Consider the following 26248-nt stretch of genomic DNA (forward strand, 5'->3'; position numbering starts at 1 on the left):
TGTCCCGCGCCGTGGGCGCGGGCCTCCCGGCACGCACCGACGCCGGGCCGGGAGGAGGCCGGCTCGGACTGCTCAGCCGTGCAGCCCGGCCGCCTTCGCCAGCTCGGGCACGCCCGGTGTTCTGGCGTGGCGGCTGTGCAACTCGGCGGCGATGGTCCGGATGGCGGGCCGGTCCCGGACTTCGGCGGGGGAAACCCGGACGGCGTCAAGGAGTGCTGCCGCGGTCCGGTCGGCTTTGCCGAGCTGCCACCAGGCCCGTGCGAGGTCGGTGTGCATCCGGGCCCGGCGCTCGGCGGTGGGGAACTGGCCGGGGTGCAGGGTGGCTCCGACGTCGAGTGCGGTGCCGGCGTCGCCCAGCGCCCAGTGGACTCCCACCGCGTACAGCTGCACGGCGGCGGGGGTGAGGGGGAACAGGCGTCCGTCGGGGGCCCGGTCGGGCAGGGAGCGGGCTGCCCTGCGGGCGTCCTGGATCATGGTCAGGGCCTGGGCGCGGTCGCCGGCGACGGCGTGGGTGTACGCCTGGGTGCAGAGCATCTGGGCGTAGGCGGAGGACTGGGCGTCGGTCTTCAGGCCGGTGGCCTCGACGCGGGCGACCGCGGTCATGATGTGGTGCTGGGCGGCGGCGGCCTCGCCCTGGTGGCGCAGGATGATGCTCATCTCGCGGGCCGCGGCGGCGGCGGCGATCGCGGAGCCGGACAGGTCGGCGTACACCATGGCGCGGTCGGTGGTGGTGCGGGCCTGGTCGTAGTTGCCGGTCTTGGTGAGGACCTGGGAGGCCAGGACGTACAGGGTGGACAGGCGCCCGAGGGTGAACTCCTCGCGGCTCCTCGCGGCCCGGTGGGCGTCGGCCAGCAGGCCGGGCAGGGCGGTGAGGAGCTGGGTGTGCCGTCCGGCGTCGAAGTGGGCGCGGGCCGCGGCGATGCGGGCATCCAGCGGTACGGAAGGCACGGCGGGCCGCGCGGCACCCTGCGCGAAGGCGTCGTTCAGGCCCACGATCATCGAGACGGGGGCGGCCAGGCCGGCGGCTGCGAGCAGGGAACGGCGGTGCATCGGGTCCTCCTCGGCACGGCGGCCTGACGGGTCAACTCTAGTGGGGGCAGCGGTGCTCAGCCCCAACGACGCGGCCAGCAGGTGCGGCGGAACGCCCACGGCCTCGGCCGCCCGTCGCAGGAGGGCGACGTCCGAGCGGTGGCCGTGCTGCTCCAGGCGCGAGACGGTCGAGGGCGAGCAGCCGATACGGGCCCCGAGATCGGCCTGACGCCATCTCAGGCGCTGGCGCCCCAGGCGGATCAGGCCGCCGGGGTCGCGGCCGACGACGAGCGCCCGGACCTGCGCGGTGTTCCACTGCGCGTCGGTGGCCACCGGACCTCCCGTGGGTGAGGGGTAGAGCGGCACGTGCAGCCAAAGGGTAGTTGGCGCACTACGGGCTGTACATGGCGCGTGCGTGCTCTGCACGCGGCGTGCAGAAGCTGACCGTGGATCACCGCGCCCCGCCCCGGCACGGTTTCGTGGACGGCACGGCCGCGGAACCCGGGAGTCGACGGGCGAGCGGCCGGCACCAGCAGACTCGCTCCGACAGGAAGGAACGACCATGCTCGCTCTCAAGCACGCCAGCCCCGGCCGCAGCGACGCGGCGCTGCTCGCCACGGTCACCTACAACCCGCAGACGCAGATGTCCGAGCTCGACGGCATCCCGTTCCTGGACACCCACGGGGAGGCGCTGGCCGGCACCGCCCACACCACCACGATGATCAACAGCGAAGACGGCGACTGATGATCCTGGTGCTCACTCGCGATCTGGACCCGACCGCCGACATGGTGGTCCGGGAACTGGGCGCGACGGGAACCCCCGTGGTCCGCCTGGACCCGGGGGACCTCCCGAACGCCATCGAGATGACCGCTCGCTTCGACGGGGGGCGCTGGCGCGGCCGGCTGACGACCGCGCACCGGGAAGTCGACCTGTCCGAGGTCTCCGCCGTCTACAACCGGCGTCCGAACCCGCCGCTGGCCGGAGCGCCGGGGATGCGGCCGGAGGACGCGGAGTGGGCGTCGAGCGAGTGCTACGAGGGCCTCTACGGTGTGCTGTACTCGCTGCCGGCGCTGTGGCTGAACCGCCCGGACCTCAACCGCAGCGCGTCGCTGAAGCCGCTCCAGCTCTCCACCGCCCACGCCTGCGGGCTGCTGGTCCCCGAGACCCTCGTCACCAACTCCCCCTCGGACGCCGAGAAGTTCGTGTCCGAGGCCCCGACCGTGATCAAGACGCTGCGGGGGGTTCCGCAGCGCGACGCGGACGACGCACCCGGCCAGCCGCTGATCGTCTACACCTGGCAGGTCTCCCCCCACGAGGTGGACGACACCGTCGCCCAGGCGCTCTGCCAGCTCCAGCGCCGGATCGAGCCGCTCTACGAGGTCCGGCTCGTCGCGGTCGGCGCGCAGCTGTTCGCCGCCCGCATCGACTCCCCGTCCGGCCGCCCCGCAGAGGTTGCCGACTGGCGGGCCTACCAGCACACCGACCGGATCTCCTACACCGCCGTCGACGTCCCCGACGAGATCCACCGGGGCGTCCTCGCCTACCTCGCCTCGCTCCAACTCCTCTACGGTGCCTTCGACTTCATGGTGGACACCGACGGCCGGTGGCACTTCCTGGAGTGCAACCCGAACGGGCAGTTCGCGTTCGTGGAGTACTCGACCGGGCAGCCCATCGCCCGCGCGGTCGCCGACCTGCTCGTCCAGGCCGACGCCGAACACGCCACCGCGGGCCAGACGGGCGCCTAACGGCACCGGCGGCTGCCGGGAGCGGCCCTACGGGGTGGTTCCGGCAGCCGCCGGCCGGTCGCCGCGCAGCAGCAGGAGCTCCCGGAACCGGCCCTCCTCCTGGGAGAGTTCGTCCCAGGAGCCGTGCTGGACCACCTGGCCGTCGGCCAAGACGTAGATCCGGTCGGCGACGCGGGTGTTCTCCAAGTTGTGCGTCACCAGGACGACGGCCGCGCCGTCGGCGGCCTCCCGCAACTGCTGGAAGACCCGGTGCTCGGCCCGCGGGTCCATGTCGGAGGTCGGCTCGTCCAGCACCAGCAGGCCGCTCGCCCGGTGCAGCGCGCGGGCCAGCGCGACCCGCTGCCACTCGCCCCCCGACAAGGGCTGACCGCCCCACATCGCCTTCGCCAGCAGCGTATCCAGGCCCGACCGCAGGCGGGCGACCACCTCGTCCGCGCCGGACGCCTTCGCCGCCCGCCACACCGCCGCGTCCCCGTCCGGGTGCGGCTGCCCCAACGTGATGTTCTCCCTCGCCGACATCGGCCAGCGCGCGAACGACTGCGGAACCACTCCGCACAACCGCCACAGCGCCTCGGCGTCGTACTCCCCGATCTCCCGGCCGTCCCAGCGGGCTGCGCCGCCGGTGGGCAGGTTCAGCCCGCACAGCAGCCGCATCAAGGTGGACTTGCCCGACCCGTTCTCGCCGACCACCGCGACGACCTCCCCGGCACGCACCTCGAAGTCGACGCCCCGCAGGGTGTCCCGCTCCGTGCCCGGGTACCGGTAGACCACGCCTTCCAGGGCGATGCGCGCCGGCCGCCCCGGCACGAGAGCGCCGCGGGTACGATCCACCCGCTGCTCGTCGGCCGCCCGCACGAAGCGCTCCCAGTCGTCCATGTAGTGCCCCGACAGCATCAGCGCGCTGCCCTGCACCACCAGGCTCTGCACCGCCAGGCCCGCCTCCCGCAGCGCCACCACCGCCGTCCCGGCCACCGCCGTACCGATCCGGCCCGTCGCCAGCAGACCCAGCAACGCCGCCCACAGCACCGCCGACCCCGCCCCGGACGCCAGCGCCCCCGCCACGCCGACCCGGAACCTCGCCGCCACCGCCCGGTCGGTGGTGGCCCGCACCCGCAGGCCGGCCCGCCGGTACTGCTCCAGCAGCACCGGCGCGACCGTGTCGGTACGCACCTGGTCCGCCTGGTCGGCGCCCGTCAGCCACCACCGCAGCACGTACAGCACCCGCCGGTCCCGCGACATCTCCGCCATCGAGGTGTAGGTGATCCGCTCCGCCCGCAATGCCGCCCACACGCGGGGCACCGCGCCGGCCGCCAGCAGCACCAGCAGCAACGGGTACAGCGAGGCCACCACGGCCGCCGCCGCCCCCAGAGCGGCCACCGCCGACACCAGGTACTGTGCCTGCCCCAGCGCGACCTGGGCCTGCTCCACTCCCCGCTCCGCCTGCTCGTAGCGGTCTGCGAAGCCGGGGTCGTCGTAGACGGCCATCTCCGTCCTGGAGCCGGCGAGCATCAGCTCCAGCCCGGCCTCCTGGTAGATCCTCGGCTCCAGCCGCTGCACCAGGCCCTGGACCGCCAAGGTCAGCAGCGCCCGCGCCCCGGCCGCACCGGCGAGCACCAGTACCGCCGGCACCGCCCGCCACACCCTGGCGGGATCGGCCGCCGCCGCGACCACCTCGGTGAGCGCGGACGCGGTCGCCAGGAGTCCGAGCGCGGCCAGCAGACCCGATGCCACCTGGCACGCCAGCAGGGTGGCGGTCGCCCGGCGGTCCACCCGCCACGCCAGGACGAACACCCGGCCGACCAGGAGCGGCAACCTGCGACGCATCTGCCGCGGCGTCATCACCTCCACGGCGTCGGCCTGATCGGCCGTCGGATGGACGAACTGCATCTCCTCGCCGCCGTCCTCGGCCGGCTCGGCCGGTGCGCTGCGGTCCGCGTCCATCACGCCTCCTCCTTCGCGCGGCCCTGGAAGCCGGGCGACCCTAGGAGGCTACGACCCGTCGAACTCGAACAGATACAGAACGTGACGATTTCTCGCCATTGGACAGCGAGCCGCCCGCCCCGAGCACCGGGCGCCGGCTCGGTCGAGGGGTGCCTTCAGGTGCCCTAGGACAGGCCACATCGTCGTACCGGCGGGAGCTCCACTAACCACCACTGCCATACCGCCATCAGGCCCTGAAGGTCTTGCCAGTGGCCGTGTCGGCAAGGACGGCTCCCGGCTCCGGCGGCACGGGGAACTCGCCGCCCCGCTGCTCGACGAGGCGGTCGATGACCTTGCGCTGAGCGGCGGCGGAGCCGCGGAAGGCGACCATGGGGTTGATCTGCCACACGTCGTCGCCCTGTCCCTCGGGCGAGATCAGCAGGAAGCGGTCGGACAGTTCCTGCACCGCCGCAGCGATCTCGTCGGCGTCTGCGTCAAGGCGGCCCGCCAGGTCTTCGGGGTCCAGCTTCACCAGGCCGTGGCCGTCGAGGTCGTCGCCTTGCCAGTCGGCGGCGGCCGGCTCGGTGAGAGCGGTCAGAAGTACGGCACGGCCGAGGTCACCGATGTCGTAGTGGGGAAGATCCTGCAGCGCCTTGGTGGAGACCGTCGTGTACGACGAGGCGATGTTCGCCGGCGGAAAGACGTAGCCCCTCCGGTACGGGTCTTCCACGGCCGGCCACTCGTCGCCGTCCAGATGCTCGGTCAAGGCAGTTCTCCTTCTTCCTCGCCTGCAACGTCCTCCACCGACGGTGCTGTGCGGTTCAACGACTGCCTTTCCGCTCGGTCACCGCACCCGCAGGTCTGAACACCCGCAGGGGTGGACCAGGATGCCTGTGCCGTGTTCGACGATGCACCGGAGACCCCCACCGCCGGTGGCCCCGCGGATTACGGGCGCCGTCGACCTCGGACGAAGTAGTCGAGCACCGACCCGGCACCTCCGTAGCCCAGCAGCGCGACCACAACCGCCATGATGAGCTGACCGGCCATGTCGTCACGTCGTCCGGTGGCCAGCAGCCAGAACGCGGGAGCGGAGAGCGCAAGGACGGCCTTGGCCATGCCGGCATACTCGCGGCCCCGGTCGGGGGCGGCATCGCGGTGCCGATGTTCTGCGGCCACCACCGCGACCGACACCGCGAGCGGCCACCACCAACCCAGCAGCACCGCATCAACTATCCAACGCATGGCACCGATCATGTACCACGCCGCAGACACCCACGGTGGCCGCCCACAGTGTGACCGACGGTGCTGTCAGGGCCGCCGTCCTGCGAACTCGCCGACAGGACAGCCGCGGCGTTCACCGGCGAGAAGGCCGCGCCCGCCGGACTGACGGCTGGGCGGGCCGCTGCAGCGCCAGCGCAGCGGTGCTACAGCGCTGCTACCTCGAGTGCCGGGCGGCCGATGGTCCACCGGTCGCCGGGCAGTCGTACGAAGGCCCGGTGCGCCGCCATTACCCGGCGGACCCGGGCGGCCGAGACCGTGAGGTCGTCGCGGTCGGCCAGTGCGTCGCGCAGTTCCGTGGCGGTCAGGGGGGCGCCGTACCGGGCGAGGAGGCGGGCGGCCCTCTGCTCCAGCACGGGGAAGGGAGTGGCTTCCACCACGGTGAGGGTCCGGCTCAATTCGGTGTGCTGCTGCTGGGCGTCGGCGACCGCCTGCAGCACCGGCTCGGTGATCTTCCAGAGTCCGGAGAGCGCCGGCCGCCACCCGGCGGTCAGCCGGCCGGTCCGCCACAGGTACCAGAGCGCTCCGGCCACCGCGGCGGCAGTCAGCCCGGGACGGCGGGCCGCGACGTCCACGAGGGCGCCGACGCCCGACATCGTCGCCTCCAGCACACACCCGGCGAGGATCACCGCGTTGGCGCCGTGCGCCTCCAGCCCGGCCGTCAGCAGCAGGGCCTGCGCCGTCGCCAGCGAGTCCATGACCGCGAACGGCTCGAACACCTTGTCCCGGGTGAACAGCACCGCGGGGCCCAGGAGTTCGGCCAGCGCCATCGTCGGGGCATCGTCCGGGTCGCCCCGGCGGGCCGTGGGCACCCCCGGGTCCTGGTGCAGGATGTGCCGCGCTCCGGGGGAGAGGTGGTCGCGGATCTCCAGCTCCACCACCCGCACCTGCGGAAGCACGTGCTCGCGCAGGGCGGCAGCCGCCGCCGAGGCGGAGATCTCGAAGGCGCCGGCCATCTTGGGCAGGTGCTCCTCCAGCTCCTCCAGCACGTGCGGCGCCATGTAGGGGGTGGCCCGCCGGGTGCCGGCCAGCGCGGCCAGGGGGTGGTGCGGCCGTCCGCGCTTGGCCTGGCTGCACGCCTCGACCAGGAGGACGTTGGTGTCCAGCACCGCCACCAGCATCCGCCCGCGCAGCGCCATCGGGTTGATGGCCGTCGGGTTCGGCGGCAATGCCGCGGGCACCGCGCGGGGGCGGGGGAGATCGGGAGCCATGGGCCCAGTGTGGCCGTCGCCCGGGGCGGTGAACAGCAAATTCCGGTTGCGCCCCGTTGGGCGGGCCCGTCGGCTCGGCGTCGGTGCGCTGAGCCGGCTCGGGTCAGGCGCGCCGTGATCCGGTGAGGTGGAACCAGCCGGTCCGCCGCTTGCGCCGCTGGGGCGGGCGGGCCTGGACGGCGGGCGCAGGGCGGGCGACGGGCGCGGCCGGCCTGGCCGGGGCCCCGGGGAGTTCGAGGTCCGGGTCGACGACGAGGAGGTGCTCGTCGGCGAAGGTGGTGCGCAGTCCGGCGTCGGCGAGGAAGCCCTGGAGGATCAGGTTGTTCACCGTGCGGGCGCTGGGCGCGCCGTCGCGGGTGCGGCAGACGTTGACGGCAAGGACGCCGCCGGGCAGCGGGTGCTGCTCGGTGGCCTGCCAGGCCACGGCCACGGCCAGACCGCGGGGGCCGAGCTGAAGCACCGCTCCGGGGCGTCCGTCTCCGGCCTGGACGACCTCGATGCCGACGGCCGCGAGGGCTGCGACCGTGGCGTTCCACAGCGTCCGGTCGTTGTCGGCCGGCTCTCCGTCGCTGGGGGAGAGCCGACGTTCGTGCTGGTCGCCGGGGTGCTGGTGGTCCATTCTGCGACCCTACAGTGCCGTCCTACCAACGCCCGAGGGGTGGCAGCGGGGCTGGCCAGTGCCGGAGGGCACCCTGCTCACCACGGCTCTGCCCGGGCCGTCCGCGACCGGCTCTCCCTTCCTCTACAGGGAGAACGGTCCGCCGCGGGCGGAGAGCAGGGTCGGACGGGGCGTCTGGAGCAGGATGTCGCGGCGCCCGGACCACCGGGTGCCGACCGCGATCGGCCCGCCGCTGCTCCACTCCTGGAAGTGCTGGGCGACAGCGTCGAGGACCTCCTGCTCCGAGGCGGGCGCGGCGACGGTGCGCAGCTGCTCCACGATGGCCTGCGCGACGTCCAGGGAGAGCATGGTGCCGTGTTCGGCGGCCACGACTTCGCGCAGCCGGGCGATGGTGCCGGTGACCTCCGGGGCGCAGGCCGGGGGCTGGTCGGCGTCGCTGTGGCCGGCGGTCTCCTCCAGCCAGGCGGCCAGCGCTTCGGCCTCGTACATGTTGAGGCGGATTCCGCTGCCGAGGAACGTCGCGTGGAAGATCCGCAGGACCAGGTCGCGGCGGCGGGGCTTGAGGCGGCGATCGGTGAGGCAGTGGCCGCAGAGCCAGCCCAGCCGAAAGCCTTGCGGGGTGCGCTGCTTGGGGAGTCGGCCGAGGAGAGTGCCTTGGGGTACCGGGTCGGCGCACAGGTCACAGGTGGCTGCTGCGGCGGCGGGGCGGGTCTCGGTGGGAGCGGGCAGGATGCCGGGAGCCCAGGCCGCGGGCGGTTCCTGGACCGGCTCGGCGACTGGCCGGTGGTAGGTGGCCGGGCTGTTCAGCCACTGCTGGACCTGCCGGAGGGCGTCGCGGGCCTGGTCCTGGTCCATGTCCTCGCGGGTCGGGGCGCCGACCGCGTCGTTGATCCGGACCTGGACGAACGGGATCGGCTCGCCAACGACCTTGCTCAGCACGCCGACCCGCAGGGCGATCTCGACCCGGGCCTCCTTCAGGTCCAGGCCGGCGATCTCCTCCTCGCGCAGCACGGGGGCCGGAATCACCAGGGTCGACGGATCGGCCAGCCACCGCTCGGCCTCATTGATCCCGACCACCAGGTCCTCCAGGTCGGCCTCCCCGCGCTGGCGGACGCCCATCGCCCGGTTGATCTGCGGATGGATCACCCGCAGCGGCTGGCGGAACAGCCGGCCCAACTGGGCGGCCAAGTTGTTGAGGCGGCGCCGGGCACCGTCGTCCGTCAGCAGGGACACCGGGTCGCAGACCCGGCACTGCGCCCCGTCGGCGGGGGCCGGGCGCTCGCCGCAGGCCGCGCACACGAAGCCGGGGCAGTTGCCGCAGAGGGTGTCGCCGGGGCCGGCCTCGATCCAGGCGCCGGCGGGGGCTTCGTCGCGCAGCACCTGGGTGAGGGAGCGGCAGGTCCGGGTGCACCGCTGGTCGGCCTCGGCGGTGCCGCGCCGGTCGGCCAGCGCGGTGCGGTAGACCCGGTGGCCGGCGGGCCAGCCCCCGATGCGGGCGACGTCGGCGGTGGAGGAGAGGGGTTCGACCAAGGCGGCGAAGTAGGCGTCGCCGAGGCGGTCGACGGCGTGACGGCTGTCGTCGTCGCTGTCGAGGCAGCCGCAGGGGAGTTCGGCCGGGTCGCCGAAGGCGGCGGCGTTCGGCTGGCCGCAGGCCGGGCAGATCACCCACTGGTAGGGGTCGTCGTCGACGTGGAGCATGCCGCCGTGGCGGTGGGCGTGCCACCGGCCGCCCGGGCAGTTGGGGGAGTACGAGGGGATCGGCCCGAGCGCGAGGAGAGCGGTGCCGTGCCACTGCTCGGGGACCTCGGTCGGAGGGGTCCAGTCCGGCGGGCGCAGGACGTCGTCATCCTCGGCGTAGACGGTCTCGGAGCAGGCTTCGGCGAACCGGTACCACCGGTCGAGCCAGCCCTCGGGGAGGCCGGCTTCGGTCTCGGCGTCCAGCCACAGGCGCTGGCGGGGGAGCCAGAAGGCCGGGGTGAAGGTGTGGCCGTCGGCGGCGGTGAAGGCGGCCGGCTCGTACGCCCAGGGGATCTCGAGCAGGTCGAGAACGACGGACCACCGGGCGTGCAGCTCGCTCCTGAACGAGGGCTGGATCAGCTCCAAGGGCATGCCGTACCTCGCCGGTCGGACCATCGGGATCACCGGGTGCAACGAGCCGGACGGCAGAAGACCACCCGCGGTCACCCGATTGGAGGAGCGGCCGGAGCCGCCTGCACGCCGCAGGCTTCTGCACCGGTACAGCAGAGCGAGGTGCGCAGCGCCCTGGTCCTCTGGGGCAGGCTTCGAATCAGCAGTTCACTCGGCGCGGCGTTCGAACAGAACTGGGGCCCGGCAGCAACAGCTGCCGGGCCCCAAGTCTCGTAGCGGGGGCAGGATTTGAACCATGCGACCTCTGGGTTATGAGCCCAGCGAGCTACCGAGCTGCTCCACCCCGCGTCGGTAGTCTCATCCTAGCGGTCCGGCACAGCACGGTCTGGCAATTTCCCGGTACCCGCCTTCACTTCAGTCGCTTCAGTCGCTGTCCGGACCGGCCATCGCGCGGAGCGCGCTCGTCGGCTGCAGCCGGGAGCCGGGGCAGGACGGCGAACTCGACGCCGACGGGGCGACGGCCGCGGGCTGCAGCACGGCCCGGGTGGCCGGGCGACCGGTACTTCCGGGCCGGCGTCCTCGGCCCGGGGTCAGGAGTGCTCGGCCATCAGATCCGCGACCCACCCGAAGGTCGTCGCCGCGTCGACGGTCTCCTCCCAGCGGACCTCTCGGCCGGGGTGAGCCGCGCAGTGCAGCCCGGCGAGGAGACCGCCGTCCGGCAGCTGCTCAAGGACGGCCGAGGGCTCGGCGACGCACCGGCCGTGCCGCGCGGTGGCGCCGAGCCGGGCGGCGGCCAGCGCGGCCAGGTGCCGGGGCGGGAGGGTGCCGGTGGTGCGGCAGCCGTTGCACTCCAGCAGGTGCCGGACCGCCGGCCCGTGGGTCCAGAAGGCCCGCCAGATGCCTTTCTGCGCGCGTTCGTCCTGGTTGCAGCTCGCGCAGGCCGGCCCCCGGACAAAGTCGTGGCCGACCTGGTGGCAGTGGTCCCAGACGGCAGCCTGCCGCAGCCCGCACACCGCGCAGAGGTAGCCGTCGGCGCGCGTCGCCCGCCGCCGCTCGCTGGTGTAGCGCACACCCCGCATCGAACCGCCGTACAGGCGGTACTCGCCGCCCGCGCACGAGGGGCACTGGGTGATCCAGCCGTCCGCACCGGACGAGCGCCAGTCGAGGTTCTGCCGCACCCGGGCCGCCGCCGTCCGCAACGACCGGTCCTCCACCGCGCCGCACCCCGCGCACCGCTGCGCCCGCGCCAGCAGCACCAGGTGCTCGGAACGCCACCGGTCCAGCACCTGCGCCCACCGCTCGGGGATGCTCCACGCCCCGGCCCGGCGGCGCACCACCTCCATCACCACCACACCGGCAACGACCAGCGGGTCACGGCCGTCGGACTCCCGGACACCTCCGAACAGGCCCTTGAGATCCTTCACCGCCCGGCGCTGCGCCGCGGGGTCGAGCCCGGCGTCGAGAAGGTCGGCGGTCGGCGGGCGGCGGGCGGCCCGGGCGGCGCGATCGACGAGTTCACCCTGGATGGCCCGCCGCCAGTCGTCGTCGAAGCGGGAGTCCCGGTTCAGGTCCGTCCACGGCAGCCCCAGCGGGACGAGCCGCCCCGGCGCGGCGGCCACCGCCGCGAGGTCCTGCAGCGCTGCGTCGAGCAGGGCCTGGTCGACGTGCCAGATCCCGCTCCGCTTGACGCCGGGCAGCGCGGCGGCGCCCAGGTACAGGTGGCCCGTGTCGCGGAGGAAGTCGGAGTGGAGGCCCGCGGCGGCGAAGCGCAGCACGGGGGCGGTGAGCACGGACGCGGCCGTGGTCCGGGCGGCGGCAAGGGGTATCAGCACGGGGGCAGGGTGCCAGCACGTACCGACAACGCCCTGCGGGCGTACGGCTCCTGGGAAGGCCGGCCGACTTCCCGCAGAGCCGGCGGAAGACGCCGGGCTTCCCGCGCCGAGAGGTGACGGAGTGTCGGTTCGGACCGGCACGGTGGCCCCGGCGACGGACAGCCGCTCGGCCCAGCCCGGCACGATCGCCTCCCCGAGCCCTTCGCTGCCAGGACGGATCAGGACGTTGGCCCCCGCGAACCCGATCACGATGCGCTCCACCCTCACCACCTCGGACGCCCCCGACCAGGTCTTCCCGGCGGTACGCCGCCTCACCGCCCAATGGCTGAAGAAGAAGTTCGGGACCGCGCCGCTGGCGACCGGCAACCACCTCCTCAAGCCCGGCGCCGTCCTGGCCAACCAGGTCGTCTACGGCCCCAGCGGGAGCGAGCACGCGATCCGCCTCCAGCTGCGCGAGGACACCCCGGGCGCTGTCTGGCGCACCACCATCACCGCCGTCACGCCGCTCGACGCGCCGGCCGTCGTCAACGTGACCCTGGAGGCTTTCCCCAACGAGGACGCGAGCGTGACCCCGAAGCGGCCGGCCATCGTCCGGGACCTGGTCGCCGCCCTGGCCCCCTGCGACGGCCCGGCCCGCCTGACCCTCAGAGCCCAGGAGGTCGGCACCGACGTCGACCGGCTCCTGGACATCCTGTGCGACCCGGACCGGCAGCTGCCCGTGGTCGTCGCCGCCCGCCCGCTGCACCCCAGCCGGATCTGGTCGCAGCGTATGGAGCAGGTGATGCCGCACTGCGCCGGCGCGGCCTCCCTCTACCTGCTGCGGGACAGCGCCGCGGTCGACGCCTTCCGCGCCGCTGTCGGCGAGCACCACCGCGTCGGGCCGGGCGGCGTGCGCACCTTCCTGCCCGAGGCCGACCCCGCCTGGCCGGCCGACGCCGCCCGCCACCGCTTCGTGTCCTTCGCTCGGATGAGTGCCCCGGCCGACGGCGCCTTCCACACGATCGCCTTCAGGGCGCAGCGCTTCGCCTCCGCCGTCCCGCTGCCCGACTGCGTGCGCAACCTCGCCTTTCCCGACGCCGCCCAGGCCCATCAGGCCGAACGCAGCGCGGCCCTGGCCGCGGACCGGACCTCCGCCGAACTCGCCACCGTCCGTGCGGACGCGGAACTGCTGGCCGGGCTGCTCACCCAAGCCGACGCCGACCTCAAGGAGGCCGCCCGCAACGCCCAGTTGGACGCCCGGACCATCGGTTCGCTCGAAGCCCAGGTCGAGGAGGCCGAGGCGGTGTCCCTGCGCGACATCGAGGAGACGGTGGCGGCGTGGGACGAGGTCGAGCGCCTGCGGGCGGAGGCCGCGGTCCTGCGGGCGCGCCTGCGGGAGGCCGGGCGCTTCAACGACACGGTGGTGGAGGAGCAGGTGCCGGGCGTCCCGCAGTCCGTGGAGGAGCTGTGGGAGCGGATCGGCGAGTTCCCCGGCCTGGTGGTCACCGCCGACCCGGACGAGGCCCTCGCCCTGGACGAGTACCCGCGGGCCCGGATGTGGGCCGCCCGAATCTGGAACGGCCTGCGCTTCCTCGACGCCTACGCCGCCCACCCGGAATTCGACGGCCACGTCAAGCAGTTCGCCGACGCCGGGGCCGGCGGCGTGCTCTGGTCGCCCCGGCACGTCTCGATCAACGAGACGCAGGCCACCATGGGCCAGTGGGGGAGCGAACGGGTCTTCCCCGTCCCGGCCTGGGTGGCCCCGGAGAAAATGGCGGTGATGAAGCCGCACCTCAGGATCGACAACTGGAAGCGGGTCGCCCCGCGTCTGCACTTCCTCGACGCGAGGAAGATTCCCGGCCAGCGCCCGAAGGTCATCGTCGGCTATGTCGGCGCGCACCTGACCAACACCATGTCCTGACCACCTCCCGAGGGGCCGGGCGCCTCCTTCAGCGGGCGGTGGCGCGCTGCACGTCGTGGGCGTAGCGGCCGAGGGCCTGGCCGAGGCCGGCCCGGCCCTCGGTGCCGGGCGTGGAGGCGTCGACGGCGTTCTGCGCGAAGGCGATCACCCGGTGGGAGGAGTAGAAGTCCGTGCCGGGGTTGGACACCAGCGCGGTGAGGATGCGCAGGGCGTCCGGGGCCTGGGCGCTGCGGGCGGCACGCTCGGCGACCCGGTCAGGAACCTCGATGCCCGGGTTGGCGGTGACGGTGCGCAGGGTGCGGGCCAGCCACCGGTCCTGGTCGAGTCCTTCGGCGAAGCCGAAGTACCCGGTGCCCGCCAGGGCACCGACGAGGCCGGGGGCGCCGTCGGTGAGCTCCAGGACCTGGTCCCAGAGCCGGAAGGCGTGCTCATGCAGGCGGCCGGCGTCATCCTTGTGGGGGGTCGCGCGGGCGACGCCGCCCAGGAGTGCCGAGACGGCTGCCGGGCCGTCGTCGCCGGTGATCAGCTCGGCGAGGAAGCCGGAGCCGAAGGTGCCGGGGGAGTGGAGCAGGACGACGGCGAAGCGCTTGATCGCCTCCTCGACCTGGTCGCCTTGGAGGTAGTCCGCGGTCCGGCGGGGGTCGAGGTCGCCGAGCACGGCGTACTCGTCGGCGCCGAGGCGAGGTAGCCAGAACAGCCAGGTGTGGATCGGGGCGGGCGGTGCGGCGATGTCGAGCAGGACGGCCCGGTGGGCGGTGTACCAGGGCCGGGCGTGGCGGCGCAGCCGGGTGAGGAACGCGCCGATGGCGGCCAGGGCGCGGTCGTCGCGCCCGTCGGTGACGATCTCGGTCAGCAGGGTGTCGGCTTCGACGGGCAGGTGCCCGGTATCGGTCGTGCGGTGCACGGCCCACTCAAGGACGGCGACCAGGGCGAGGCCGCCGGAGGTGGCGATCGCGGTGATGTAGGGGTTGTCGGGTACGGAGGCGGGCCCGGTCCAGTCCCGGACGGCGGACGTCAGCCAGGTGACGGCGGCGGTCTCGTCGACTCCAGGGTCGGCACCGGCTGCCCAGGCTTGGCGCAGCAGGTGGAGCAGCGTGCAGCGGGCGCGCTCGTCGATGTCGGGGTCGGTGCTGCCGTCGCCCGCGTCGATCCGGGTCTTCAGGGTCCAGGCGGCGGCGCAGGCGGCGGTGAGGAGGTGCGTGTCGGTGTCGGGAAACCCGGCGGACTGCCAGGTGGTGTGCAGGCTCTGCAGGTAGACGGTGCACAGGTCGAACGTGCCGAGGGCCGCCATGACGCCTTCGATGTCGGCCGACCAGGCGGCGGGGTCCGCGAAGACGGCGTCCTGCAGCGTCTGCAGGTCGGCCCGGTCGAAGTAGTGCCCCTGCGAGGGGGCGCGGCCCGCGAGCTCGGCGGCACCCGCAAGGACGCCGTGCTCCTCGCACCGGGCGGCGAAGCCCTTCCCGGTGTTCTCGCCCCGGTCGGGGAGCGGCACGATCCTGATCAGCGGCTCGGTGAGGGCCGGCGGCGGCCCGGTGAACTCGGCCATCAGGTCCACGGTGGGGCGCCACGGTGCCATCACCGAACCGGGCGCCACCGGGGAGAGACAGTAGACAGTCCGCCAGACGGGAGGCAGAGCCGACTCCCGCTCCGCCTCCTCCGGGGCCGGCCCGGCCGCGTCGGTCGCGTCCTCGCCGAGCAGGTCGGAGAGCGCCTCCGCGCCGCCCAGCGCGGAGGCCAGCACGTCGGCGAGGCGGGCGTCTTCGTCGGCCAGCCGGGCGCGCACCGCCTGCAGCGCGTCCTGGTCCGGGACCGGGCCGAAGCCCTCGGTCAGGGCCGCTTCGAGGTCGGCCGTGGCCGCCGGCGGGCAGGTGCCGAGGGCCAGCTGGACGAACTCCCCGATGTCCGGGGTGAGGCAGGGCATGGTGTGCAGGCGGCCCAGCACCCCGAAGGCGGCCCTCCACCACGCGCTGTCCGCCGGCTCGCCGCCGGCGCAATCCAGGAGGTGGACGGCGACCAGCCGCTCGCGCTCCCATCCGCCCAGGGCCTTGGCCGTCCACGCGCCGGTCCGGACGGCCAGGCCGGTGCCGATCTCGCCGGACTCGATGCGCGCGAACTCGACGCAGGCAGCCGCGGCGAGCCGGGCCCCCGCCAGTTCCTGGCCCCAGGCCGTGTCCGGCTTCCGCAGATCGTCGCTCATCTGCAGGCGCTCCCGAACGCCCTCGACCGCGAGGTAGGAGGCCAGGACGGCCGCGAGGCCGGCGCGGACCCGCTGGGCCAGCTGCGCACCGCCCGTCCGTCCGGCCTCCAGCAGCTGGGCCAGGACGGCGCGGACGGTCCAGGAGTCGGCCACGGAGCCGTCCGACCCCACCGACAGGGCTCTGACCGTCGCCTCCACCCACGCGGCGTCCCGGTACTGCGGCGCGACCTCCTGGGCCCAGGAGAGCGCCTCGGTCCGCACGACGTCGACGGGGTGCTGCTTGAGCGCCCCGTTGACGAGGGGTGCGCCGTGGCCGCCGAGGCGCTGGCACAGGTAGACGAGGCGGGCGGTGGCTGCGGGTCCGGCCCGCCGGATCGCCTCCAGGCGCCCGCCCTTGTTCAGCCACGCCACCAGACGGGCCGGGTCCTGGCCGGCGAGGCGCTCGAAGTACGGTCGCGCCGGCCACTCGCCCTCCTCCGGAAGGAGCCGGACGTCCTTCAGCTTCTCCAGCCACTCCCACCCGTCGAACTGGCTGAACAGGTAGGGGGCGGCGGCGGGATTGTGCAGGTCGTTGACCTTCCGGACCTGCTCAGGAGTCGGGGAGGTGACCTTGCCGAGCTCGACCCACTCGGGGGCCTGGTCGACGACGGTGGCGATGAGCTCCTGGATCAGGAGCAGGCAGTCGTGCAGCATCGCGACCGCCGTCGCTGCGGTCGCCGTCGTGCCGGAATGGATGACGCCCGACCCGATGCCGTACTGCTTCGACTAGCCCCTGAACGCCTCCTTCTCGGCCCTGCCCGGCTCCCGGCCGGTCTCCTTGCGGACCACCGCGCACAGCAGCATGACCCGGTAGGCGTCCTCCTCGGCCTCCATCGCGCACTGCCGCGCGTAGGCGGTGCCCAGCGCCTCGAGCCGCCGGTCGAGCACCGCCTGGCGGTGGAAGTCCTCGTTCGAGCGGATCGTGTGGAGTTCGCGCAGTGCCACGGCCAGGGGGTGCCCGGCGGTCAGCACCTCGGGCACCGCGGTGCCGAGCGCGTCGACGGCGTCCAGCACCTTCTGGACCGCTCCGAACGCCGACACCGGCGGGCGCCCGCCCGCCGTCGCGCTGGCCCGGGCGTGGAGCAGCTTGGTGACGGCCTTCCCCAGGGCGCTGCCGGACGTCACCTTGGGCGGGAAAGCGGATAGGGAGTCCAGGGTCGTGAACAGGCCGTCCACCGGCGTCGGCGCCTTCGGCGATCCGTCCGCCTCGAAGACCGCGGCAAGCGACTTCTTGACGGCCGTCCGGGCGGCCTGCAGCCCCTCGGCCTCGCCCTTGCCGATGTCCATCAGGCACTCGATCGCGACCCGGCACATCGCCTGCGCGGTGACGTACGGCTTCCGACGGCCGTCCGGCTCGCACAGCAAGTCGCAGACGTCCCGCAGGATGCCCAGCGCGAGCGCGCCCGCCTTCCCGTCCGAGAAACACTGCAGGCGCAGGGCGAAAGCAGAACCTTCGGCCAGCAGCGCCACGTCGTCCGCCGAGGGCCTGGTCAGGTCAGCCTGGAAGATGTCCACGTCGGGCACCGTAGCGGCCGAGCACGCCGAGGGCGATCGGTTTCGGGGAGCAGCACCCGGGTCGCGAAGAGGAAGTTGACGGATCGTCAGCCACGACCGGCCGCCCAACCTCCCCCACCTGTCCCCCGCGCATCGCCGACACCAACACCGCCCCTCCGCTCGCGGGCGGACCGCTCGACCTCCCACCGCCCGGGCGGCACGGCTGCCCGCGCCTGCCTGGTTCCGGCGTTCCCGCTTCGCCGGGGCCCCGCGCTGGAATGATCGGAACCGTTGCCGGGCCCGCGCCCGGCGCCAAGGACCCGCAGCATCGGCGCCGACCCACCCCGGGCGGCGGGCGGTCCGGGGCGCGATCGAGCAGGGGGTAGAGGGTCTTGGCCGTGCATCTCGACAAGGCGCTGCGGGTGGGGGACTACCTGCAGATCGCGTCCTACCGGTGGTCCGTGGACGGCACCCCGGACGGCGAGGGCTACGCCCGGATCGAGCGGGTCGAGCACATTCCGCCCGCGGACGGTCTCCTCGACCAGGACGCCGGCGGGTTGTTCAACACGATGGCGCGCGGCAAGACCATGGTCGCCGTGTTCTGCCAGGGCATGCCCGGGCCCTTGCTGCTGCGCGGCGGGGACCACCGGACCGCGGACGCGATCGACGCGCGGCGCCTGGCGCGGGACGCGGCCGACCCGACCTGGACGCCCGGCGCGCCGCTGCTGTTCCGGGACGCGGCCGAGCCACTCGAGGCGCACTGGTCCCGCACCGAGCCCGCTCCGCCCGCCGCCTTGCCCGCCGAAGCCGGCCCCGACCGGCCCCGCGCCCCGCGCCGAGCCGCCACGTTCACCAAGCCGGTCCGCGCCCTGAAGGCGGGCGACTACCTGCAGATCCACGCCCACCGCCACCCCGCGGCGGACATGGGCGTCGACGAGGGCTTCCACCGTGTCGAAGCCGTCCACCACCTCCCCGCCGAACACCTGCCGACGCTCCTCGCCGACCCCGCCCGGGCCCGCGACGGCCTGGTCCTCGCCGCCGTCCACGGCGTGCCCGGCACCCTGATCCTGACCGGCACCGACGCCACCGTCCTGACCGCGCCGAACCCCGAGCGCCGGCGCAACGACGAGACGGACCCCTGGACCGGAGGCACCCTCCACCACCTCACCGGCGCCACCACCCCCGACCCGGCCGCCCAGCAACAGGCCGACCGGGCAATGCGCCCCGAAGCGCCGGACGGGGAGATGGACCTCTACCCGAGCCAGTTCACCGACCCCGGCGCCCGGACCCTGCACATGGACGGCGTCACCGGCACCCGCCCGGTGCCGCTGGCCGCCCTGCCGTGGCCCCACCACCAGCACAAATGCGCCTACACCGCCCGGGGCAAGGCCCTCGCCCGCACCTACCCCGACGGCCGCCGCGAGGACCAGGTCGCCCGCGCCGAACTCTTCTCCCGCCTCACCCCCGCCGAGTTCGCCGCCTGCCCCCGCCACGAGGCGGACAACTGGCCGGCCATCGCCCGAGCCGCCCTCGCCCTCGCCCTCGCCGAACAGTCCGGCGACCCCGAACACGCCGCCCGCGCAGGGGAGATGGACCACCTCACCCCCCGCGACCGCGCATGGGCACGCACCATGGTCGGCCCGGCCGGCATCATCTGGGACGACGGCGCCGAAGCCGTCACCGACGGCCAGCACCGGCTGTGCGCGCTGCGCGCCGCCGGGGTGGAGACCGCCCCCGTCTTCGGCTGCTACCTGCCCGACCAACTGCCCGCCCCGCACCAGGACGCCGCCCGGCAGGCCCGCCGCACCGTCGAGGCGTACTGGCAGGAACGGCTCGCCGAGTTGGTCGGCCCCGGTCGCCTGGCCGGGGCTCTGGCACGCACCGTCGCCCGCCACCCGGCCCTGCGGATGCTGCTGCCGCGCCCCGGCCGCCGGGCCGACTGAACCCCTTCGACCGAAGGCGGCCGGCAGGAAGCCCTCAACACTGCGTCCCGGAGGCGACCACGACCCGCAGGGGTCCGCCCTCGCGTACCGGGGGAGTACGGGTCGGTCCGCCCCGTGGTTGACGTCGACCGCTCGTCAGCTGCCGTCGGTGAGGTGCGCGGTGGGCGGACGAGAGGGGCGGGGCGGGATGTTCGCCGGGGCGTCGGCGGGGACGGCGGCGATGGGTCGGGGCGGTGCGAGCAGGTAGTCGCCGTCGTCCGGTGCGGCGGGCGGCGGCACGTCGGCGGAAGGCGGTGCCGACGGGGGCGCTGTTCGCGGCTGCCGGGTCGGGAGGGTGGTGCCGCGCTTCGCGGCCGGGCGTGGGCGCGGAGGTTCGGGCGGCAGGGGCGGCGGGCAGGCGATGGCGGTGGGTTCCCCGGTGCCGGGGTGGGTGGTCCAGTGGGCGAGCTGCCAGTGGGCGCTCAGCCACAGCCGAAGCTCGTCCGCCTCCGGCCACAGCGACCAGGTGCCCACCGCCAGCACCGAGGTGCCGGGCCGCAGCGGGGCCAGCAGCGCGGGCCGGTCGGTGCGCAGCCGGACGGCAAAGGGTCGGCCGCCGGGGCGGGGTGCGGCGGCGTGGAGGGTGGCGTAGGCGGTGGGGCGGGTGAGGTCGGAGACGCGCTGCACGGTGCCGTGGACGGCCACCGGGTGACGGGGCTGCTGACCGTCTGCGAGGAGCTGGTGCAGGCCGGTCGCTGCCCGGGCGGGGTAGCAGAACCGGGACCAGGGGATCGGGCGGGTCGCGTCCCCGTACAGGACGCGGAAGCGGGCCACGGCCCGCGAGTCGAAGTCGTGCAGGGCCAGGAAGTGCGCGATCTTGGCGGCGGAGTTCAGCGCGGGCGGGACTGCGGGGCGGACGGTGGTGAAGGTCAGCGAGGCGCCCCGCCCGCCGTCGGGCTCCGCCGTGCCGGGCTGCGGCCGGGCGGGAGTCCGCTCGCCGGGCCCGGCGGGCAGGACCAGGCGCAGTCGGCCGGCGTCGTCGATCTGGGCCAGCCCCTGAGAGGCGCGGGCGATGGCGCGCAGGACCTCCTCGGCGTTGTACGCGCACTCGTCGGCGTGCCGCCCACCGTCGTCGAGGCGGAAGTGCGCGGCCACCACGGTCGGCCGCGGACCGTCCTTGCCCTTGAAGTAGGCGCCGACGCCTTCCACACGGACGTCGCAGTAGCGGCACGTCAGCGGCTTGGCGTCCGGCGGGAGTTGGGCGATCTCGCTGGCGCGCACGCGCTTGCCGTCCCGGGTGCGCGCCTCGGTCATTCGGTAGCCGTTCCCCGCCACCCCCGCTCCCTCCGGCTCGACGGACCGTCCGTACTCCGATCATGCCGAACCCGCGCCCCAGCCGGGGCGATTCGCCGGAACCCGGCGCCCTGCGACCCGTCGGCGTCCGGTGGCGCATGGCCGGGGCACGGGTCCGAGAGCGGGGCCGGGGCCCCTACCGGTGGCCGCCCTCCTGGTGCCGGGGGCACCAGCGGTCGAAGAACTCCCCGATGCCCCCGATGTCGGCCGGCATGCTGCGCACGAACGCGGTGATCACGACGATCTCGGCGGTCTCGTCCCCGGGCGCGGGCGGCCGGGGGTCCTGGCGGGCCAGCTTGGTGAGGTCGGCGGCCTGGAGGGCGGCGACGCCAGCCCGGTGGCGCTCGCTCAGCGGGGCCGGGCCGGGGACGGCGTCAGCCGCGACGAGGTAGACCTCGGCGAAGGGGTCGAGGGCGATCGCGTGGGCGGCCAGGTGGCGGCGGTAGGCGGGGGAGTCGACGGGCGCGGTGTTGGCCTCCTCGCCGGGCCGGGTGGCGGCCAGGACGCAGTCGTCGCCCAGCATCGCGCTCACCGTGCCCGCCTCGGGCCACCGCTCGCCCAGGCGCCAGTGCCCACCGGCCGGCGGGTAGTAGAGCCAGGGGTCGCCGTCCCGTTCGAGGTCGGCCAGCGCCCGCAGCCCGGCGGTGAGCTCGTACAGGTCCAGCACCCTCCCCTCGGGGTCGGCGGCGGTGACGAGTTCGGCCACCTGCGGCTCGGCGTCGGCCGGCACAGGGCGGGGGACGAGCAGCCGCCGGTCGCAGCTGCGCACGGTGCGGGCGCCGGCGGCGACTTCGCGCCCGGCCTGCTCGGCCAGGGCCATTGCGGCGGGCAGCGAGCCGGCGGAGCCGAACCGCAGGGGCGGCACTGCGTGGTGCACCCAAGCCGGTACTCCCGCGGGTCCGGGGTGGACGGCGTACTTGAAGCCGCCGCGCTCGTGCTGGTCGACGCGCAGCTGCAGCGGGACGGGGCTGCCGGGCAGCGGCGTGGCGGCGATCCAGCGGGCCTGCGGCGCCCTCCCCGCGGACAGGTCGGCGTCCTCGGCGGGATCTGCCCGCTCCCAGGGTCCGCGGGTGGGGACCTGGTGGGTGGCGGCGGCCAGCGCCCAGTCCAGCAGGCGGATCAGGATCTGCCGCCCCTCCTCGACCAACTCCTCCCAGCCCGGGCGGAAATCCTGGGCGGCCTCGTCGTCGATCACCGGCAGGAAGGCGAGCCGGCCCAGCTCGGCGAAGTCGACGGGGCACCCTTCCAGTGCCCGGCTGCACCCGGGCGGGTCCAGCGGACCGCTGTCCCCGAAGCCGCCCTCGGCGGCCCGGCGGCGGTTCGCGCTCCAGCCGCCCTCGTCGTCCAGGTAGCCGGTGCGCGGGTCGGCGAGCTCGGCGTCCGCCACCTCCAGCGCCCAGCCGGCCGCCCGCACCGCTACCTCCGTCGACTCGATCCCAGCCAGCACGCACAGCCCCTCCGGCGCCGCCTCGGGCCGCCCCGTGCCGGGGACCGGGGGGTAGCTCGCCAGGAACGGGAGCACCGCGCTGCTCGCGCCGACCCGCTCCCGCGCCGGCCGGACCGGCCACAGCTCACGGTCCAGGTGGAGGGCGGCCCACGGCAGGGTGAGCCGGGTCCGGCCACCGGACAGGTCGACCAGCCGCCCGGAGTCCACCGCCAGCTCCACCGCCCCGTCGCGGAAGGGGAGTTTGGCCAGCAGCTCCAGCAGCACCACGCGCCGCAACAGCGCGGACAGGTCCCCCGCGCACGGTGCCACCCGCTGCCGCTGCGCCCGTCCGGCCGCGTCCTCCCCAGGCCCCGGGGAAGAGGCGCGGTCCGCGGCCCCGGCCAGGAGGACGTCGCCGACGTTGATCGCGTCCGCCACCGCCCGCTTCCAGTCCCGGGCGAACGTCTTCGCCAGGACGATCCGCCGCTCGGGGGCACCGACGGGATGGAGCACGACGTCCTTCGCCCCGGCGCTCCACCGCAGCCCGGCCACCCCGGTCAACGCCCCGTCGGCCCGCCGGACGGGCAACAGCGCCCGCGCCCAGCGGCCGAGCTGCGCCCGGTCGACGTGGACGAGGGTCTCGCCGGGGCGCGGAGTGACGCGGCCGATGCCGAAGGGGCCGCCGGTGGCAGCGGGCCGGTGCGATCCGTAGGCGGCGAGGAGGGCGGCCAGCACCCGCGCCTCCCAGAGCTCCTGCTCCGGGTGGAGCGCGCCGGGGATCGCAGGGCCGTGCGCGCTGAGCTCGGCCAGGGCGAGCTGGTGCGTCTCGCCGGTGGCGAGCGCGCGGGCCTGGGCGAGCCGGCCGACCGGCTGGCGGCGGCCAGGCGAAGAAGAGGGTCGTGTGGTCATGGGAGTCCCGTCGCGCACTGCCCGGCCAGCACGTCGAGGAGGAGACCGCGGACGTGGTGCTGCTGAAGACGATGAGGGTGCGCGTGCTCGCGCGATTCTGCCTTCCCGGTGCCGCACAAGGCCGGGAGCGGCACCCCGGCACGGCGACCGAAGGCCGCCGCCCGACATTCTAGGACCTGGGCCCCGGCAGCCCCTACCACCCGATCAAGTGAACTGCGGCTGCGCCCGCGACCGCTTCGCTCCGTGGGCCGGCACCCGGCCGGTTGTCGGCCGCCGGGTACCGGAGAGCAGTGAAGAGAGACGGTTTCTGGTGCGTATCACTGTTTCTCTGAGCAACAGTGATACGCACCGCTCCGAACCGGCGGCACGCCCTGGAGGCCGAGCAGTGCGAGCGGGAGCTCCAGTTGCCCGTTGGCGGGCTGTTCGCCGAAGTGCGAGGTACCGCGACATATTTGTCAGATACCGCGACACACCAGGGGGAGTTGTGTCGTACGGGGAGCGACATGGTTGGGCCGAGGGCCGGAGTTATCCAGTTGCGGCGGCAGGTGCTGCTGCGCCGGTCAGCCGTCGTGCGGCTGACCGGCGACCGTCAGACCGGAGAGGGCGATCAACGGTTGGGCCCGGGCCGGCCGATGTGGTCCGCTGGTGGGTTCGGCAGCGGCCAGACCTCGGGTCGTGCTTGCCGGCGAGCACGTCCAGGAGGTCGTCCTCGGGCGGGTGAGGTGACGCAAGGCGCCTGCCGCTTTCGGATCGGACTTCTCGGCTCTCGGGACGCGAAGAACAGGGACGGCTCTCAGTGCGTATCACTGTTATTCTGAGTAACAGTGATACGCAGCTATCCACACTCGGCAGCCGGGTAGCCCTTCGGAGGCCGTTGAGGACGGGGCCCTCGAACGCTCCGAAACCGCCACATCGCAGCGGCACGCAGTGGGGTCGGCCTCGACGCTGCGCGCCCGGGCGGCACGGCCACGCCTCCCAGCAGAGTGTTGGCCCAGGTCATCGGCTATGTTGCCGAGAGAAACAGTGATCCGCTTCTCCGAGGTGCAGTTCACTGTTGCCGAGAGAAACAGTGACTTGCACCTGCTCGCCCGCTGCGCGCCGACCCGCCGCACGGCGGAGGTGTGCAGTTCACTGTTTCTCTGAGCAACAGTGAACTGCACAACTCCGGCGGCAGACACAGCGGCGGCGGTACGCGGTGATCCGCGTACCGCCGCCGAAGGCAGGAAGGTCAGGAGGCTCGTCGCCTCAAGGGGATGACGGTGGCGTTGTCGGTTGCGCCGGCCTCGGGCCCCAGCCGGTAGTAGGCGATGTTCTGTTCCTTGGCGGCCTGCTCGACCCAGCCCGCGGCCAGTACGTCCTTGATCTTGCGGGCGTACTGACTGCGGTTCATGCCGATCTCCTTGGCGATGGCCATCCCGGACTGCAGGACGGTGCCTTCCGCGGTCTTCTTGGCGGAGAGGAAGTGAAGGACGATCTTCGCTTCGGTGGGGGGCAGGGCGATGACCTTGCGCAGGATGGCTGGCTTGACGGGTTCAGCGTCGAAAAGTTCGCGGGTGTGGCTCATGCGGACTTCTTCACCTTCTTCGCGTCGTCGCCTTCGAGGCCGGGGAGGACGGGGAAGCGCAGGGTCTTCACAGCCTCTCGCTGGCCCTTGCCTCCGAGTCGTGAGGCGAGGTGCTCGGTCACTCTGTAGTACACCACTCGTCCGTGGGTCTCCGCCTTAATGAGCAGCTCGGACTTCTTGAGCCGGGTAATCGAGGCGGACACGGTCCGGACGCTGATGCCGAGATCGTCGGCGATGGCCTGCTGGACCATGCGCAGGACGCCGTCGTCGTCGGAGCCGTGGATGTGCAGTTGCAGCACGTCGCGGTCGGACGGCTTGAGGCCGTTGTCCTTTCGGAGGATCAGCACCATCAGATGGTCCGCGACCGCGGTATAACGCTTGCCGCGGAAGTTGTACGGGATCAGTCCGTCGAAGGACTCCGTGACCTCGACCGTTTCCCCAGTCTCAGGGTCGACGAGCGTACGAGTCCGGGGTGCCAATGGCCGCATACGCCGTTCACGCCTTTCCTCTGAGTAACAGTGCTCCGCAGAGTTTGGCAGACCACTGTTACTCCCAGCAACAACCGCCACGCCGGGGAGAACTGTTACTTTCAGTAACAGTGGTAGCTCTGTGTGTGCGTATTAACCATGCTGTAGTTGCGTATCCACAGGGCTGTGACCATGGGTTTTGCCATTTGACTCTTCAGGGGTAGTGACCGTGGGGGACACGGTGACCCTCAGCCGGGTGTCTGCCGACCCGGCACCCTCATCGGCCGGCAACCTCAGCCACGACCGTGGGTCGTCCCGCAGCTGGGTGGGTTCACCAGCTGCGGGGGCATCGAGCTCCGCTCGATCCGGCGGTACCGCGCACCGCCTGTGCCACCCCCCGTGACGTTACTCCCGGAACGACGTGATGGCCTTCGGCGCGCGGAGCGCCGGCGGGGGCTCCTCCGGACCCCGCCCCCGCCGGATCGGTTCTGGTGGTGCTGCCCGGGCCAGTCCCGCTGGTCCGCATTTGGGGTCGGTGCGCCTGGTGCTGGCGGTCGTCCGGCTCGGTGTTCGGCCCGTCCGTCTGTCGTGCTGTTCCTGGTGTGGGTTCGGTCCCGGTGGGGTTGTTCTGTGGTGGGGCGTGCATTTTGTGCACGGGGTGGTGGTGGGTGTTCTGGGTGGTGGGGCGTGCACTTTTTGCACGGGGTGGTGGGGTCCCTGCTCCTGTTGGCCGTTTGTGGGGTGGTTGGCAGGTGGTGGAGGTGTTGCCGGTGGCGGGGTCGTGGCGGGCCGCTGAGGGGCTTCTGAGGGCCGTTGGCGGCCTGTCCGGCCCGGAGGGTCGGCGGCGGCGTGCGGGGGTGCTGTGGGGTGGTGGTCGGCCCCGATTCGGGCGTGTCCATGCCAAGTGTGGGAAGTGGTCTAGGCCTTACCCCCGGAGGAGGCGGTTCCACCATCATGCGCATGCCATTTCCGGCATGTGGTCCAGTCCACTACGAATGGTCTACACCTTACAGGTCTATACCACTCAAAACTGACGGACCGTCACAAAAAACTGACGACACGTCAGCTAACCCGATCCGCCCCACCCCCCACCCGGACCCGCTACACTGGACCCATGACCACCACCACCCACCACCCAAGCGCGGAGCGCGCCACCACCAACGCCCTGACCAGCCAAAACACCACCCACCACCCCCAAAAGGCCGGCCGAACCCCCACCCACCACCACCGCGCTCCGAAGGCGCCCCGCCACCC

At 73.6% G+C, this 26248-nt stretch carries 18 protein-coding genes and 1 tRNA gene; 4 read left to right on the forward strand and 15 right to left on the reverse strand.

Annotated elements, in window-relative coordinates; all coding sequences use genetic code 11:
* Positions 1-72: 72 nt before the first annotated feature.
* On the reverse strand, positions 73-1362 hold the full coding sequence (locus tag ACIOHG_RS26935) for a helix-turn-helix domain-containing protein (RefSeq protein ID WP_400954212.1): 1290 nt from the start codon (positions 1360-1362) through the stop codon (positions 73-75).
* Between the two features lie 229 nt (positions 1363-1591).
* Between ACIOHG_RS26935 and ACIOHG_RS26940 the strand changes: the two genes are divergently transcribed.
* Both ACIOHG_RS26940 and ACIOHG_RS26945 read left to right on the forward strand, forming a co-directional pair.
* Positions 1592-1774: a hypothetical protein gene (locus tag ACIOHG_RS26940; protein WP_400954213.1), complete on the forward strand. Its 183-nt coding sequence runs from the start codon at positions 1592-1594 to the stop codon at positions 1772-1774.
* A gap of 8 nt (positions 1775-1782) precedes the next feature.
* Positions 1783-2775, forward strand: a complete 993-nt coding sequence (locus tag ACIOHG_RS26945; RefSeq protein WP_400954214.1) for an MvdC/MvdD family ATP grasp protein — start codon at positions 1783-1785, stop codon at positions 2773-2775.
* Between the two features lie 27 nt (positions 2776-2802).
* Here ACIOHG_RS26945 and ACIOHG_RS26950 read toward each other — a convergent pair whose 3' ends face one another.
* The 8 genes from ACIOHG_RS26950 to ACIOHG_RS26985 all read right to left on the reverse strand — a co-directional run bounded on the left by ACIOHG_RS26950 (position 2803) and on the right by ACIOHG_RS26985 (position 11723).
* Entirely contained in the window at positions 2803-4716 is a 1914-nt protein-coding gene (locus ACIOHG_RS26950; RefSeq protein ID WP_400954215.1) for an ATP-binding cassette domain-containing protein, read from the reverse strand.
* Between the two features lie 226 nt (positions 4717-4942).
* Positions 4943-5461: a hypothetical protein gene (locus tag ACIOHG_RS26955; RefSeq protein WP_400954217.1), complete on the reverse strand. Its 519-nt coding sequence runs from the start codon at positions 5459-5461 to the stop codon at positions 4943-4945.
* A gap of 179 nt (positions 5462-5640) precedes the next feature.
* Positions 5641-5937 carry a hypothetical protein gene (locus ACIOHG_RS26960; protein ID WP_400954218.1) on the reverse strand — a complete coding sequence of 99 codons (297 nt, stop codon included), beginning with the start codon at positions 5935-5937 and terminating at the stop codon, positions 5641-5643.
* A 182-nt stretch (positions 5938-6119) separates the two neighbouring features.
* Positions 6120-7184, reverse strand: a complete 1065-nt coding sequence (locus ACIOHG_RS26965; RefSeq protein WP_400954219.1) for a PIN domain-containing protein — start codon at positions 7182-7184, stop codon at positions 6120-6122.
* Positions 7185-7287: 103 nt separating this feature from the next.
* Positions 7288-7803, reverse strand: a complete 516-nt coding sequence (locus ACIOHG_RS26970; RefSeq protein WP_400954220.1) for a hypothetical protein — start codon at positions 7801-7803, stop codon at positions 7288-7290.
* Positions 7804-7926: 123 nt separating this feature from the next.
* Positions 7927-9912 carry a hypothetical protein gene (locus ACIOHG_RS26975; RefSeq protein ID WP_400954222.1) on the reverse strand — a complete coding sequence of 662 codons (1986 nt, stop codon included), beginning with the start codon at positions 9910-9912 and terminating at the stop codon, positions 7927-7929.
* 252 nt (positions 9913-10164) lie between these two features.
* Positions 10165-10239: transfer RNA gene (locus tag ACIOHG_RS26980), tRNA-Met, on the reverse strand.
* A gap of 242 nt (positions 10240-10481) precedes the next feature.
* Entirely contained in the window at positions 10482-11723 is a 1242-nt protein-coding gene (locus ACIOHG_RS26985) for an endonuclease domain-containing protein (protein ID WP_400954223.1), read from the reverse strand.
* 226 nt (positions 11724-11949) lie between these two features.
* On the opposite strand from ACIOHG_RS26985, the gene ACIOHG_RS26990 reads away from it, so the two are divergent.
* Positions 11950-13623 carry a hypothetical protein gene (locus ACIOHG_RS26990; protein WP_400954225.1) on the forward strand — a complete coding sequence of 558 codons (1674 nt, stop codon included), beginning with the start codon at positions 11950-11952 and terminating at the stop codon, positions 13621-13623.
* Between the two features lie 28 nt (positions 13624-13651).
* On the opposite strand, the gene ACIOHG_RS26995 is transcribed toward ACIOHG_RS26990, so the two are convergent.
* Both ACIOHG_RS26995 and ACIOHG_RS27000 read right to left on the reverse strand, forming a co-directional pair.
* Positions 13652-16513, reverse strand: a complete 2862-nt coding sequence (locus ACIOHG_RS26995) for a hypothetical protein (protein ID WP_400954226.1) — start codon at positions 16511-16513, stop codon at positions 13652-13654.
* A 72-nt stretch (positions 16514-16585) separates the two neighbouring features.
* A complete protein-coding gene (locus ACIOHG_RS27000) occupies positions 16586-17374 on the reverse strand; it encodes a hypothetical protein (protein WP_400954228.1) in 789 nt (262 codons plus the stop codon).
* Positions 17375-17751: 377 nt separating this feature from the next.
* On the opposite strand from ACIOHG_RS27000, the gene ACIOHG_RS27005 reads away from it, so the two are divergent.
* On the forward strand, positions 17752-19296 hold the full coding sequence (locus tag ACIOHG_RS27005; RefSeq protein WP_400954229.1) for a hypothetical protein: 1545 nt from the start codon (positions 17752-17754) through the stop codon (positions 19294-19296).
* Between the two features lie 135 nt (positions 19297-19431).
* On the opposite strand, the gene ACIOHG_RS27010 is transcribed toward ACIOHG_RS27005, so the two are convergent.
* The 4 genes from ACIOHG_RS27010 to ACIOHG_RS27025 all read right to left on the reverse strand — a co-directional run bounded on the left by ACIOHG_RS27010 (position 19432) and on the right by ACIOHG_RS27025 (position 24877).
* Complete coding sequence (locus ACIOHG_RS27010; RefSeq protein WP_400954231.1) at positions 19432-20589, reverse strand: hypothetical protein; 1158 nt, start codon at positions 20587-20589, stop codon at positions 19432-19434.
* A 175-nt stretch (positions 20590-20764) separates the two neighbouring features.
* A complete protein-coding gene (locus tag ACIOHG_RS27015) occupies positions 20765-22963 on the reverse strand; it encodes a hypothetical protein (protein WP_400954233.1) in 2199 nt (732 codons plus the stop codon).
* A 1228-nt stretch (positions 22964-24191) separates the two neighbouring features.
* Positions 24192-24527 carry a hypothetical protein gene (locus tag ACIOHG_RS27020; protein WP_400954235.1) on the reverse strand — a complete coding sequence of 112 codons (336 nt, stop codon included), beginning with the start codon at positions 24525-24527 and terminating at the stop codon, positions 24192-24194.
* Positions 24524-24877: a hypothetical protein gene (locus ACIOHG_RS27025; RefSeq protein ID WP_400954237.1), complete on the reverse strand. Its 354-nt coding sequence runs from the start codon at positions 24875-24877 to the stop codon at positions 24524-24526. The genes ACIOHG_RS27020 and ACIOHG_RS27025 overlap by 4 nt, the downstream gene beginning before the upstream one ends.
* Positions 24878-26248 lie beyond the last annotated feature (1371 nt).

This window comes from Kitasatospora sp. NPDC088134 (assembly GCF_044741705.1).
Lineage (GTDB): Bacteria > Actinomycetota > Actinomycetes > Streptomycetales > Streptomycetaceae > Kitasatospora.